Genomic DNA, 12,738 nt, shown 5'->3' with positions numbered 1-12,738 from the left:
CCGGGCGCTTTCACGTTTCAGTCGTTCCCGCGCCGCCGTGTGCCCGGGATGGCCGACGCCCAGAAGGCCGCCATGGCCTTCAGCGACGTCGTGGTGGCATTCATCGACGCCGACATCATGGTGTTCATGACGTCCATCTGCGCCTTCATCACGCCCTGCACCGCCTCGTGCTGCGTGTCGTAGTATTCGCTCAGCCCGTTCGCCGCGCGGGCGATGTCGGCGGCCTCCTCGCTGGCCGGCGCCCGGGCGCGCGACGTGCGGTCCCGTTGCGGTGCGCCGGTCTTCTGGGCGGTCTTCCGGGCGGTCTTCTGGGCAGTCTTCTGGGCGGTCTTCGGAGCGCGCGTCCTGTCCGTCCCGGCGGGGGTCTTCTGTGTGGCCATCAGGCATCCAGTCCTTCGTCTGCATCGTGACGCGCCCGGCTGCTGGCCGGCCGCGCATAGCCGGTCGCCTCGGTGTGCCGCACGATCCGGAACCACGCCCAGATCCCCAGTGCCGCCCCGAAGGCTGCCAGCAGCAGCGCAACGACCATGCGTCCACCCTGCTCCACCGGCGTCGTCAGCGCCAGATAGCCAAAAGACCAAAACCCCGCCCAGGCCACCACGTTGAGAACCGCGATCAGTTTCGTCATGCCTTCCACCTCCCGGACACCCGCCGCACCGCGCGGCCCGCCCGCCCGCCATTCCACTCGTCACGCCCCGCCCGTCCGGGGCCGCCCGACCCGCCCTCGGCATCCGTGAACGCCGCAGGCCCTCTCTCGCCGCAGGCCCGCTAGACCCGCTCGATGATCCGCTCCCCGAACAGCCCCTGCGGCCGGAACAGCAGCACGATGAGCGCCAGCACGAAGGCAAACCACGTCTCGGTGTTGCCGCCCAGCAGCGGCTGGCCCCAGTAGATCTCGAACAGCTTCTCCAGCAGGCCGATCATCAGCCCGCCGATGATCGCCCCGGTGATCGACTCGAGCCCGCCCAGCATCAGCACCGGCAAGGCCTTGTAGGCGATCACCTCCAGCGCAAAGCTGACGCCCGCCCGCGCCCCCCAGGCGATGCCCGTGACCAGCGCGATGATGCCCGCGATGAACCACACCAGCACCCAGACCGTCTGCAGCGAGATGCCCACCGACAGCGCCGCCTGGTGGTCGTCGCCCAGCGCCCGGATCGCCCGGCCCATCCGCGTGTAGTTGAGGAACGCCAGCAGCGCCGCCACCAGCGTGCAGGCCACCAGCACCACCGTGATGTCCAGATGCTGCAGGATCAGCAGCCCGCCCCAGGGCTCCAGCACCGTGTCGCCGGTGGGAATGCTCAGCTCCTCGGTGATCATCACCTTGTTCTCGCCGCCGAAGATGATCTCGCCAAAGCCGATCAGGAACAGCGTGATGCCGATCGTCGCCATGAAGAGGATGATGTCCGGCTGCCCGACCAGCGGCCGCAGCACCACCCGCTCGATGGTCACGGCGAGGACGAACATCACACCCAGCGTCAGCGCCACCGCGATCCACGCCGGCACCCCGAAGGCATGCAGACCCACCAGCGTCAGCGCCGCAAAGACCACCATGATGCCCTGCGCGAAGTTGAAGATCCGCGACGACCGGAAGATCAGCACGAAGCCCAGCGCGATCAGCGCGTAAAGCACCCCCGACACCAGCCCCTCCCAGAGCACCTGCAACAGGAAGTCCGGCGCGTCGATCATGTCCGCGAACGGCTTGATGAAAATATCGTTCAGCATGAACCTTCCCCCTGCGCCCATAGGGCTTCTCTGCTTTCCAAGTACTCCGGGGTGAATGCGCGCCAGCGCAGAGGGGCAGCGCCCCTCCCCCCGTCCGCGCGCACCGCGCGCGGACCCTCCGTTGCCGCCGCCCGCATCAGTGCGCCACGCCCAGGTAGGCGTCGATGACGTCCTGGTTGCCGCGCACCTCGTCCGGGCTGCCGTCGCCGATCTTCTTGCCGTAATCCATCACCACCGCCCGGTCGCTCAGGTCCATGACCACGCCCATGTCGTGCTCGATCAGCGCGATGGTCGTGCCGAACTCGTCGTTCACGTCGAGGATGAAGCGGCTCATGTCCTCCTTCTCCTCGACGTTCATGCCCGCCATCGGCTCGTCGAGCAGCAGGATCGAGGGCTCCGCGGCCAGCGCGCGCGCCAGCTCCACCCGCTTCTTCAGGCCGTAGGGCAGCCGCCCCACCGGCGTCTTGCGGATCGCCTGGATCTCGAGGAAGTCGATGACCTTCTCCACCACCTCGCGGTTGGCCATCTCCTCGTCGCGGGCCTTGCCCCACCACAGCGCCTGCGCGGCGATCCCGGCCTTCATGTGCGTCAGCCGCCCGGTCATCACGTTGTCGAGCACGCTCATCCCCTCGAAGAGCGCGATGTTCTGGAAGGTCCGCGCCACGCCCATCCGCGCCACCTCGTAAGGCTTCATGGGGGGCCGCTTCGCGCCCTTGTACCAGACCTCGCCGATGGTCGGCGTGTAGAACCCGCTGATGATGTTCAGCATCGACGACTTGCCCGCGCCGTTCGGCCCGATGATCGCCCGGATCTCGCCCTCGCGGATGTCGAAGGAAATGTCCGAGATCGCCGTCACCCCGCCGAACTTCAGCGTGATGTTCTTCATCTCCATCAGCGTCCCGCCGATCTGCCGCCCGTCCGCGGTGGTGTAGCCTTCGGTCTGATCGAGCATCAGTTGCCCCCGTTTCCACAGGGCGCGTCGCCCGTTTCATCCACCGCGAACAGCACCGTCCCGGTCCCGGCGGCCGCCATGAAGCTGACCCGCATCCCGCAGCCCCGGGCGTTTCCGTCAAGCGAAAGCTCGGTCATCAGCACGCCCGGCTCCGGGCGGATCCTCCGCTGCGGCGCGATGACGTAGCCCGCCTCCTGCAGCACCGGCAGCAGGTCGGCGAAGCGCCCGGTGATCTCCGCCACCTCGCCCGTCGTGGCATGGCGCGTCACCGTCACCTCGCAGGACCGCGCCGCAAGCGTCCCGCCCAGAGCGCGCGTGCCGCGTGTGCTCAGGACCGCACCGCGCGTGTCGCTGCCCTCGGCAAACCCCTCCGCGTCGTGCACCGCCGACAGGCAGACCTGCGCCGCCGCCTGCCAGTCGTCGGCCAGCGCCGCCTGTGACGGCCCCGCCAGTCCGAGCGCCACCAGCGAGGTCACGGCACCGGGAAGGAACTCCAGCGAACCCGTCATTCCGCCGCCATCGCCTTGGGGGTGACCGGCACCACCTTCGCGTCGACGATCTTCAGCGTCGCCTTGATGCTGCCCTTGCGGCCGTCCTCGTAGGTCACCTCGGTCTCGGTGTAGATGCTGTCCGATCCGTCGTACAAGGCGGTCACCAGGTCGTCGTATTTCTCCGAGATGATCTTGCGCTTCACCTTACGGGTCCGCGTCATCTCGCCGTCGTCGGCGTCCAGCTCCTTGTGCAGGATCAGGAAGCGGTGGATCTGGCAGGCCGACAGCATCTCGTCCTCCGCGACGGAGGCGTTCACCTCCTCGACATGGGCGCGCACCGTCTCGATGACCTGCGGGTGCTGCGCCAGTTCCTGGTAGGACGCATAGGCGATGTTGTTGCGCTCCGCCCAGTTGCCCACCGCCGAGAGGTCGATGTTGATGAAGGCGCAGCAGCGGTCGCGGCCCGCCCCGAAGACCACGGCCTCCAGGATGTTGGGATAGAACTTCAGCTTGTTCTCGACGTACTTCGGCGCGAAGAGCGCGCCCGACGCCATCTGTCCCACGTCCTTCGCCCGGTCGATGATCCGCAGGTGGCCCGTCGCCTCCTCGAAGAACCCGGCATCCCCCGTCGCCACCCAGCCCTCCGGGTCCTTGGTGGAGGCGGTGCTTTCGGGGTTCTTGTAATACTCCACGAAGGTCCCCGGCGAGCGGTAGAAGACCTCGCCGTTCTCGGCGATGCGGATCTCCACCCCCGGCGCGGGCACGCCCACGGTGTCCGACCGCACTTCGCCGTCCGGCTGCACGGTGATGAAGACCGAGGCCTCCGTCTGCCCGTAAAGCTGCTTCAGGTTGATCCCCAGCGAGCGGTAGAAATCGAAGATCTCCGGCCCGATGGCCTCGCCCGCGGTATAGCCCACCCGCACCTTCGAGAAGCCCATGGAATCCTTCAGCGGCCCGTAGACCAGGAACTCCCCCACCCGGTAGCGCAGCCGGTCCAGCAGTCCCACGGACTTCCCGTCGAGGATGCGCGGCCCGACCTTTCGGGCATGGGCCATGTAGTGGTCGAACATCCGCTTCTTCAGCGGGCTCGCGTCCTCCATCCGGATCATGATCCGGGTCAGCAGCGTCTCGAACACCCGCGGCGGGGCGAAATAGTAGGTCGGCCCGATCTCCTTCAGGTCGGTCTGCAGCGTCTCCGCGCTTTCCGGGCAGTTCACGCAGAAGCCCTTCCAGTAGGCCTGCCCGATGGAAAAGATGAAATCGCCGACCCAGGCCATGGGCAGGTAGGCCAGCACCTCGTCGTCGCGCTTGAGGTGGTCGAACTCCGCCGAGGATTTCGCCGCCTCGATGATGTTGCGGTTCGACAGCACCACGCCCTTCGGCTTGCCCGTCGTCCCGGAGGTGTAGAGCATCACGCAGGTGTCGTCGTAGCCCAGCGCGCCGCGCCGCCGGTCCAGCTCGCCGATCAGCTCGTCGCGCGCCGCGCGGCCCTGGTCCTGGACGTGGGCATAGTCGTGCAGCCGCGTGTGGTCGTATTTCCGCAGGCCGCGCGGGTCGACGTAGATCATGTGCTCGAACTGGTGCAGGCTCTCCTGCACCTCGATCACCTTGTCCACCTGCTCCTGGTCGGCGACCACGACAAAGCGCGCGCCGCAGTGCGACAGCACGTATTCCATCTCTTCCGCGACCGCGTCCTGGTACAGCGGCACCGGCACCGCGCCGCACATCTGCGCCGCCACCATCGCCCAGTAGAGCGTCGGCCGGTTGCGCCCGATGACCGCGACGTAATCGCCCGGCGCCACCCCGAGGTTCAGCAGCCCCAGCGCAAAGGCCTCGATCTCGGCCTCGGCTTCCGCCCAGGTCCAGCTCTGCCAGATCCCGTATTCCTTTTCACGGTAAGCCGGTGCGCCGGCAAACTCTCTGGCGTTCCTGCGCAGAAGCGCAGGCACAGAGCGCAGGCCTTCGATGCCCTCGACGAGTGCAGCCAAGTGTGTCCTCCCCGGGCGCCCGTTCCGGCACCCCTCCCTTGTCTTGCCCCTTTCGGGACCCCGATCGCGTTCATCACGATTCTGCGGCCAATTAGGGCGGCTCTCAGGCTCGCGGTCAACTTTTTCCTGAGGTTTTCCAGAATGTAACAAATCCTTTCAGGGCCACATTCGGGGAGGCTGGGAAGGCGCCCGGATGGGATGGCAGGGGTGGGCGGGCCGAGTTTCGAAGAAAGAGGTACGCCCGCCCCGGACCGGCACACCGGCCCGCATCAGGTACAGGCCCCCGCGCCCCCGACCCCTATCGACCCGGCGCCCGCCCGCGACTAGGCTCCCGCCATGACCACACGCGCCGACACCGCCGCCTTCACCCTCGCCGGGCTGAACCTGATCCAGCAGGCCCTGTCGATCTTCGACCGCGACCTGCGCCTCGTGCTGGTCAACCGCCCCATGCAGGCGATGTTCGACCTGCCCGACACGCTCTGCGCCCCCGGCACCACCTTCGAGGCGGTCATCCGCCACCTCGCCACCACCGGCGAATACGGTCCCATCGACGACCTCGACACCTTCATCGACGCCCGCGTCTCGCTCGCCCGCACGTTCGAACCGCATTACATGGAACGCCAGCGTGCCAACGGCCGCACCATCGCGGTCGAGGGCGCGCCGCTGCCGCAGGGCGGCTGGGTCACCGTCTACACCGACATCACCGCGATAAGGCAGCAGGAGGAACTGCTCCGCAGCCGCTCGGAATCGCTCTCCGAGGAGGTGCTGCAGCGGTCCGAGGAACTGGCCCGCACCAACCGCCAGCTGGCCGCCACCATCACCGCGCTCGAGGAAACCCGCCGCCAGCTGATGGAGACCGAGGCCCGCACCCGGACCACGACCGAGATGATGCCCGCCCACATCGCCCGCGTCGACGCCACCGGGCGCTACACCTTCTCCAACAACCGGCTGGCCGACGTGATGCCCGGACGGCCCGCGTCGATCGTCGGGCTGCACATCTCGGACACGCTGGGGCCGGAGGCCTACGCCCGCGTGCAGCCGCATCTCGACGCCGCCTTCGCCGGGCGCGCCTCGACCTTCGAGTTCAGCGACGAGGCGTCCTCCCGCCGGATCCGCGCCGCCTTCACCCCCGACCCGCTGGAACCGGGCGTCTACATCCTCTCGCAGGACGTGACCGAGGAAACGCAGGCCCGCGCCGCGCTCCAGCAGACCCGGCGGCGCGAGATCGCGGCGCAGCTCACCTCCGGGCTCGCGCACGACTTCTCCAACCTCCTGACGATCATCCTCGGCCAGCAGGCGAAACTGGCCCGCCTCGACCTGCCGGGCGACGCCCCCGCCTGCGTCACCGCCACGCTGCAGGCGGCGCGGCGCGGCGGCACCCTGCTGGAACGCATCGCCGACATCACCAGCCCGCGCACCTGGCAGCCGAAGCCGATGCGCCTCGCCCCCTTCCTCGACGACCTCGCCAACCTCGCGGCGCCGACCCTGCCCGAAGGCCTGACCCTGACGATGGAGGACAACACCACGGCCCCCCCCATGGCCGATCCCGGCCTCCTGCAGGACGCGCTCCTGAACCTCGTGCTGAACGCCAGGGACGCCTGCGCCGGTCGGGCCGAGGCGCAGATCACCATCGCCGCTCACGAACTGCAGGGCACATGGCTCGAGATCGCCGTGACCGACACCGGCCCCGGCTTTTCGCCCGACGCGCTGGACCACGGCACAGCGCCCTTCTTCACCACCAAGGGCGGCGAAGGCTCCGGCCTTGGCCTCGCCATGGTCTACGACATGACCAAGCTGGCAGGCGGCGCGCTGCGGCTCTCGAACGGGGCCACCGGCGCCCGCGTCACCCTGCGCCTGCCGCTGCGCCACGCGCTCAGCCTGCCTGCCTCCGGCCTCGTGCTGCTGGTCGAGGACAGCCCCGACCTGCGCGCCCCCATCCGCGACATGCTCACCGGGCTGGGCTACGCCGTGGCCGAGGCCAGCTCCGTCCCCGAGGCGCTGGCGCTGGCCGAAACGCTTGAGGTCGCGCTGATCCTGTCGGACATCACGCTCGAGGGCAGCGAACCCGGCCACACCTTGGCCGACCACCTGCCGCAGATCCCGCTGCGCCTGATGACCTCGCTGCCGCCCGGCGACCCGCGCCACCGCGCCGCCCGCGCCCGCGCGCCGGTCATCGCCAAGCCCTTCACCCCCGAAACCCTTGCCAACGCCCTCCGGGACGGCGAAAGGACGCCATGACCGACGCCCCCCTCGTGACGATCCTCGACGACGAACCCGCCATCCGCGACATCCTGACGGAGGCGCTGCAGGACGCGGGCTACCGCACCCGAGCCTTCTCCCGCGCGACGGAGTTCGAGGCGGCGCTGCGTTCCGTCACCCCCGCCGTGTGCCTCGTCGACCTGTCCCTGCCGGACCGCGACGGGCTGACGCTGGTGCACCGGCTGGCGCTGGAACAGGGGGCCAAGGTCATCATCATCTCGGGCCGCGCGCAGGTGCAGGACCGGGTGACCGGGCTGGAGCTCGGCGCCGACGACTACGTGACCAAGCCCTTCGATCCGGCCGAGGTCGTGGCCCGCGTCCGCGCCCGCCTGCGCACACCGCCCCGGCCCGCGCAGACCTCCGCCCGCTTCGGCGACTGGACGGCACACTTCGACCACTACGCGCTGGAAAAGGACGGGGTGGAGACGCCCTTCAGCCAGGCGGAGGGCGAGGTGCTCAGGCTCTTCCTCGAAAGCCCCAAGCGGCTGATCACCCGCGCCCACATGCAGGAGGCGCTGGGCGGCACGGCGGGCGACAGCTTCGACCGGGCGATGGATGTGCGGATCTCGCGGCTCCGGACCAAGCTCGGCGAGGACCCGAAGAACCCGCGCCTGATCAAGACGATCTACGGCGCGGGCTACATCTTCCTCGGCGACGTCACCTGGTCCTGACCGCCGCCCGCCACGGGACCCGCGAAGGCTTTTCGGACGAAAAGCCTTCACCCCCAAAGATCTTTCGTCCGAAAGATCTTCTCCTCACACCGCCGCGCGGCGCAGCCGCCGCATCCGCAGGAGCCGGCGCAGGCCCAGCGCCATGCCGGTCCAGACCAGCACCATCGCGGCGAGCGAGGCGAGCCCCGCCACCGTCTGACCGATGAAGCCGTAATACTGCCCGGTGTGCGCGAACCGCGCCCACATCCGCGCCCGCATCCCCGCGCTGCCCGTCACGGCGTCTTCGGACAGGATCTCGCCCGTGGCCCGGTCCAGCACCAGCTCCGACCGCTGCGCCGGCGCCACGCCGTTGCCCCCGTCCAGCGTCACCTGCACCGCGCCCGCACCCGTCTCAGGCAGGATGATCGCCGCCGTCGTCCAGTCCGGCCGCGCCGCCCCTGCGGCGTCCAGCAGGGCGGCATAGCCCAATGGCGCGCCCGACAGCTTCCGCGCCGCGAATTCCTGCGACACCGCCCCGCGGCCCCGGCCCTGCGGCACCTCCTCACCCAGCGCGGCGAAAAGCGCGGCGTTGGCCCAGCCGTAGCTCATGACGACGCCGGTCAGCACGATCACGAACAGCGGCACCAGCGCCCAGAAGCCCAGCACATGGTGCCAGTTGTAATCTCGCGCCTGCGCGTTCGGCAGGCCGCGCCGGAAGACCAGGTTCATCTTCACGCGCCTCCACGTCCACGTCCTCGGCAGCCACAGGTACAGCCCCGACACCACCAGCCCGAGGAACAGCAGGTTGGCCGCATCGACCAGCCAGCCGCCAACCTCCGTCGGGCCGCTGAACGACAGCCAGCGGTGCAGCGCCGTCACACCGTGGAAGAAGGCCGCGACGCCGTCCCCCGCGCCGTCCAGTTCCGTACCGCTGTAGGGATCGAGCGCGACGGAGGACCGCCCCTGCCGCAGTTCCACCAGCCCGCCGGGCTCCCGCGGGAGGACCAGCGACTGGCCCGGCACGGCACCCGTCGCGGCGACGATCTCTTCGGGCGACAAGGCCACGGCACCCGCCGGAGCCTCGATGGCGCGGGCCGTGGCCCAGTGCACGATCTGGCTTTCGTACGTCAGCAGGACGCCGGTCACGCTCATCATCAGGACGAAGACCCCGGAAACGAGCCCCGCCGTCAGGTGTCCCCAGAAAACAACCGTGCGAACCATGTCTGAATGTCCCTGAAATTTCTTCCGTTTCAGGGTTTCACGCAGGTGCCCGCCCGCTCCGTCGCAGGAAGTGCCGCGCCGCGGCAGAATTCTCAGGGCAGGCCCAGCGCCGCCCGGAATGACGGCAGGAACGCCACCGCCACGACACCGACCAGCGCACCGACGATCAGCCGGGCGGGCGCCCGGCCCAGTCGCGGCCCAGCAAGGCTCAGAAGCCCGCAGACCGCCGCATAATAGCCGAGGGACACAGGATCCATGGCACATCCTCCTGCGCCCATCCTGCCACGTCCCGGCCGATCCTCACAGCCTTTCGGCCAGCCCGGGAAAAACCGGCGCCGCCAGCCCCGGCGGCCCCCTCCCGGCCCGGGCCCGGCCCCGTCCCGGCGCAGGCATTAACGAAAAAGATTTCCGCGCAACGCTTCGGCACATGCCGGCGTTAACGAAGGTTTCCAACCGGCCGGGAATCGGGGGCAAACCGGCCGGTTCGCCCCTTAACACGCGCCACAGGCAATCAACGTTCCGGTAACCCGTTGTGGTGCTCGCGGCGCCGCCGGGCACATCCGGTGGCGCGCGCTGCGTTTACCCGGGGCCCGCCCCGTTAACCGGGGACCGGCGTCGCGGCCCCGTTGCGCAAACCGCCCGGGACCGCACTCACTCCGCGGCAAGCGCCCCGTCGGTGACCTTTTCCACCCGCACGGCAGAGTACTTGAACTCCGGGATCTTGCCGAAGGGGTCGAGCGCGGGGTTGGTGAGGATGTTGGCCGCGGCCTCCACGTAGGCGAAGGGCAGGAACACCATGTCCCGCGCCACCGACCTGTCGGCACGGGCCATCACCTCGAGCGAGCCGCGCCGGGTGATCAGCCGCACCAGCCCGCCCGGCTCCACGCCCAGCTCCCGCAGGGTGGAGGGGTGCAGCGAGCAGTTGGCCTCCGGCTCCACCGCGTCCAGCACCGTTGCGCGGCGGGTCATCGACCCGGTGTGCCAGTGCTCCAGCTGCCGGCCCGTGGTCAGCACCATCGGGAAGGTCTCGTCCGGGACCTCCGCCGGGGGCGTGACACGTGCAGGCGTGAACTTCGCCCGGCCGGCCCGGCGCGGGAAGCCGTCGCCGAAGACCACCGCCTGGCCCGGGTCGTCCGGGCCGTTGCAGGGGTAAGTCACTGAATTCTCTGTCTCCAGCCGCTTCCAGGTGATGTGGTGCAGCGACCGCATCGACATCTTCATCTCGTTGAAGACCTCGCGCGGATCGTCGTAATCCCACTTCAGCCCGATGCGCCGCGCCAGGTCGACGATCACCTTCCAGTCCTCGCGCGCCTCGCCCGGGGCCTCCACCGCCTTGCGCATCATCTGCACCTGCCGGTTGGTGTTGGTGACGGTGCCGTCCTTCTCGGGCATCGCGGCGGCGGGCAGGATCACGTCGGCGAAGTTCGCCGTTTCCGTCAGGAAGATGTCCTGCACGACGAGGTGGTCGAGCTTGGCCAGCGCCTTGCGCGCGTGTTCCACGTCCGGGTCCGACATCGCAGGGTTCTCGCCCAGCACGTACATGCCGCGGATCTCGCCGCGGTAGACGCGGTCCATGATCTCGACGACCGTAAGTCCCGGCGTGGCCTGGATTTCCGTGCCCTGCCAGATGTGCTTGAACAGCGCCCGGACCTCCGGATCGGCAACCGACTGGTAGTCCGGCATGACCTGCGGGATGAGCCCCGCATCGGACGCGCCCTGCACGTTGTTCTGCCCGCGCAGCGGATGCAGCCCGGTCCCCGGACGGCCCACGTGACCGCAAAGCAGCGCCAGCGAGATCAGGCAGCGCGAGTTGTCGGTGCCGTGGATGTGCTGCGAGATGCCCATCCCCCAGAAGATCATCGCCCGCTGCGCCGTGGCGAAGGTCCGGGCCACGTCGCGGATCACCTCAGGCGCGATCCCGCAAAGCTCCGACATGCGCTCCGGCGTGAAGGCGCGGATGTGGTCGCGGAACTCGAAGAAGCCCTCGGTGAAGCCTTCTATGTACTGGCGGTCATAGAGCTTTTCCTCGACGATCACGTTCATGATCGCGTTCAGCAGCGCCACGTCGGTGCCGGGACGGAACTGCACCATGTGCTTGGCAAAGCGCTTCATCGCGGTGCCGCGCGGGTCCATGATGATCAGCTCGCCGCCGCGTTTGGTGAACTGCTTGAAGTAGGTCGCGGCGACGGGGTGGTTCTCTGTCGGGTTGGAGCCGATGACGATCGCCACGTCGGCGTTCTCGATCTCGTTGAAGGTCGCGGTCACCGCGCCCGAACCCACGTTCTCCATCAGCGCCGCCACCGAGGAGGCGTGGCACAGCCGCGTGCAGTGGTCGACGTTGTTGTGGCCGAAGCCCTGCCGGATGAACTTCTGGAAGAGATAGGCCTCCTCGTTGGTGCACTTGGCCGAACCGAAGCCCGCCACCGACTGCCCGCCGTAGTAGGACCGCAGGTCGGCCAGCCCGTGGGCGGCCTTGTCCAGCGCCTCTTCCCAGGTCGCCTCGCGGAAGTGGGTCCAGGGGTTCGACGGATCGACGTTCAGGCCCTTCTCGGGCGCGTCTTCCCGCCGGATCAGGGGCTTCGTCAGCCGGTGCGGGTGGTGGATGTAGTCCATCCCGAAGCGGCCCTTGACACACAGCCGCCCCTCGTTCGCGGGGCCGTCGATGCCCTCGACGTACTTGATCTTGCCGTCCTTCACCTTGATCGAGACCTGGCAGCCGACGCCGCAGAACGGGCAGACCGACTTGGTTTCCTTGTCGAAATCGGCCCGGTCGCCTTCCTGCGCGTCGTTCACCACCGACGACGGCATCAGCGCGCCGGTCGGGCAGGCCTGCACGCATTCGCCGCAGGCAACGCAGGTGGAGGCGCCCATGTCGTCGCCGAGGTCGAACACCGGGTAGGCGTCGTGTCCGCGCCCGGCCATGCCGATCACGTCGTTGACCTGCACCTCGCGGCAGGCGCGTACGCAGAGCCCGCACTGGATGCAGGCGTCGAGGTTGACCGACATCGCCACGTGGCTGTCGTCAAGCAGCGGGATGCGCTCCGCCTCCAGCGTCGGAAAGCGGCTTTCGGCAACGCCCTGCTCTGCCGCCATGTCCCAGAGGTGGGAGGACTTGTCATGCGCCGCCGCCTGCTCCGGCTGGTCGGCCACGAGCAGTTCCATCACCATCCTGCGTGCAGTCTTCGCCCGGGCCGAGGCGCTCTTGACCACCATGCCGTCCTCGGGTTCGCGGATGCAGGAGGCCGCCAGCACGCGCTCGCCCTCGATCTCCACCATGCAGGCGCGGCAGTTGCCGTCCGGGCGGTAACCCGGCGCAGGCTTGTGGCACAGGTGCGGGATCTTCAGACCGCGCCCGTTCGCCACCTCCCAGATGGTCATGCCCTTTTCGGCTTCGACTTCCTCGCCGTCGAGTGTGAATCGGATCCTGTCGGCCACGCGCGCCTCCTCTCGTTTCC

11 protein-coding genes are annotated in these 12,738 nt (G+C 68.9%); 2 read left to right on the top strand and 9 right to left on the bottom strand.

What is annotated here, in order from left to right; translation table 11 throughout:
- Positions 1–17 precede the first annotated feature (17 nt).
- The 6 genes from QNI11_RS03895 to QNI11_RS03870 all read right to left on the bottom strand — a co-directional run bounded on the left by QNI11_RS03895 (position 18) and on the right by QNI11_RS03870 (position 5,153).
- Positions 18–380, bottom strand: a complete 363-nt coding sequence (locus QNI11_RS03895; protein WP_283982405.1) for a hypothetical protein — start codon at positions 378–380, stop codon at positions 18–20.
- Positions 380–628 (bottom strand): hypothetical protein, encoded by a 249-nt coding sequence (locus QNI11_RS03890; protein WP_100930841.1) that lies wholly within the window; start codon positions 626–628, stop codon positions 380–382. Before QNI11_RS03890 ends, QNI11_RS03895 begins: the two co-directional genes overlap by 1 nt.
- A gap of 140 nt (positions 629–768) precedes the next feature.
- Positions 769–1,722 (bottom strand): branched-chain amino acid ABC transporter permease, encoded by a 954-nt coding sequence (locus QNI11_RS03885; RefSeq protein WP_100927768.1) that lies wholly within the window; start codon positions 1,720–1,722, stop codon positions 769–771.
- Between the two features lie 136 nt (positions 1,723–1,858).
- Entirely contained in the window at positions 1,859–2,674 is an 816-nt protein-coding gene (locus QNI11_RS03880; RefSeq protein WP_283982404.1) for an ABC transporter ATP-binding protein, read from the bottom strand.
- The gene (locus tag QNI11_RS03875) at positions 2,674–3,183 is read right to left on the bottom strand and encodes a hypothetical protein (protein ID WP_283982403.1); all 510 of its coding nucleotides are present in this window, start codon (positions 3,181–3,183) and stop codon (positions 2,674–2,676) included. Before QNI11_RS03875 ends, QNI11_RS03880 begins: the two co-directional genes overlap by 1 nt.
- Positions 3,180–5,153, bottom strand: a complete 1,974-nt coding sequence (locus QNI11_RS03870; protein ID WP_283982402.1) for an AMP-binding protein — start codon at positions 5,151–5,153, stop codon at positions 3,180–3,182. Before QNI11_RS03870 ends, QNI11_RS03875 begins: the two co-directional genes overlap by 4 nt.
- 336 nt (positions 5,154–5,489) lie before the next feature.
- Here QNI11_RS03870 and QNI11_RS03865 point away from each other — a divergent pair, with 336 nt between their 5' ends.
- Together QNI11_RS03865 and QNI11_RS03860 are read left to right on the top strand one after the other, a co-directional pair.
- Positions 5,490–7,391 carry a PAS-domain containing protein gene (locus QNI11_RS03865; protein ID WP_283982401.1) on the top strand — a complete coding sequence of 634 codons (1,902 nt, stop codon included), beginning with the start codon at positions 5,490–5,492 and terminating at the stop codon, positions 7,389–7,391.
- The gene (locus QNI11_RS03860) at positions 7,388–8,083 is read left to right on the top strand and encodes a response regulator transcription factor (protein WP_100927772.1); all 696 of its coding nucleotides are present in this window, start codon (positions 7,388–7,390) and stop codon (positions 8,081–8,083) included. Before QNI11_RS03865 ends, QNI11_RS03860 begins: the two co-directional genes overlap by 4 nt.
- Positions 8,084–8,167: 84 nt before the next feature.
- Here the strand turns inward: QNI11_RS03860 and QNI11_RS03855 are convergent, their stop codons facing one another.
- From QNI11_RS03855 to fdhF, 3 genes are all read right to left on the bottom strand, one after another.
- Positions 8,168–9,283 carry a PepSY domain-containing protein gene (locus QNI11_RS03855; protein WP_283982400.1) on the bottom strand — a complete coding sequence of 372 codons (1,116 nt, stop codon included), beginning with the start codon at positions 9,281–9,283 and terminating at the stop codon, positions 8,168–8,170.
- A 92-nt stretch (positions 9,284–9,375) separates the two neighbouring features.
- Entirely contained in the window at positions 9,376–9,540 is a 165-nt protein-coding gene (locus QNI11_RS03850; RefSeq protein WP_283982399.1) for a hypothetical protein, read from the bottom strand.
- 394 nt (positions 9,541–9,934) lie between these two features.
- On the bottom strand, positions 9,935–12,718 hold the full coding sequence (gene fdhF, locus QNI11_RS03845) for a formate dehydrogenase subunit alpha (protein WP_100930843.1): 2,784 nt from the start codon (positions 12,716–12,718) through the stop codon (positions 9,935–9,937).
- Positions 12,719–12,738: the final 20 nt, after the last annotated feature.

This window comes from Sagittula sp. MA-2, from assembly GCF_030126985.1.
Lineage (GTDB): Bacteria > Pseudomonadota > Alphaproteobacteria > Rhodobacterales > Rhodobacteraceae > Sagittula.
The sequence above is the reverse complement of the archived record's forward strand: the minus strand, read 5'-3'. Positions and strand labels throughout refer to the sequence as shown.

Bases quoted from the DNA above. Each gene is read 5' to 3' on its own strand.
- QNI11_RS03880 (WP_283982404.1), bottom strand. From the start codon at position 2,674: ATGCTCGATCAGACCGAAGGCTACACCACCGCGGACGGGCGGCAGATC.
- QNI11_RS03860 (WP_100927772.1), top strand. From the start codon at position 7,388: ATGACCGACGCCCCCCTCGTGACGATCCTCGACGACGAACCCGCCATC.
- QNI11_RS03865 (WP_283982401.1), top strand. From the start codon at position 5,490: ATGACCACACGCGCCGACACCGCCGCCTTCACCCTCGCCGGGCTGAAC.
- QNI11_RS03890 (WP_100930841.1), bottom strand. From the start codon at position 628: ATGACGAAACTGATCGCGGTTCTCAACGTGGTGGCCTGGGCGGGGTTT.
- QNI11_RS03895 (WP_283982405.1), bottom strand. From the start codon at position 380: ATGGCCACACAGAAGACCCCCGCCGGGACGGACAGGACGCGCGCTCCG.
- QNI11_RS03850 (WP_283982399.1), bottom strand. From the start codon at position 9,540: ATGGATCCTGTGTCCCTCGGCTATTATGCGGCGGTCTGCGGGCTTCTG.
- QNI11_RS03875 (WP_283982403.1), bottom strand. From the start codon at position 3,183: ATGACGGGTTCGCTGGAGTTCCTTCCCGGTGCCGTGACCTCGCTGGTG.
- QNI11_RS03855 (WP_283982400.1), bottom strand. From the start codon at position 9,283: ATGGTTCGCACGGTTGTTTTCTGGGGACACCTGACGGCGGGGCTCGTT.
- QNI11_RS03885 (WP_100927768.1), bottom strand. From the start codon at position 1,722: ATGCTGAACGATATTTTCATCAAGCCGTTCGCGGACATGATCGACGCG.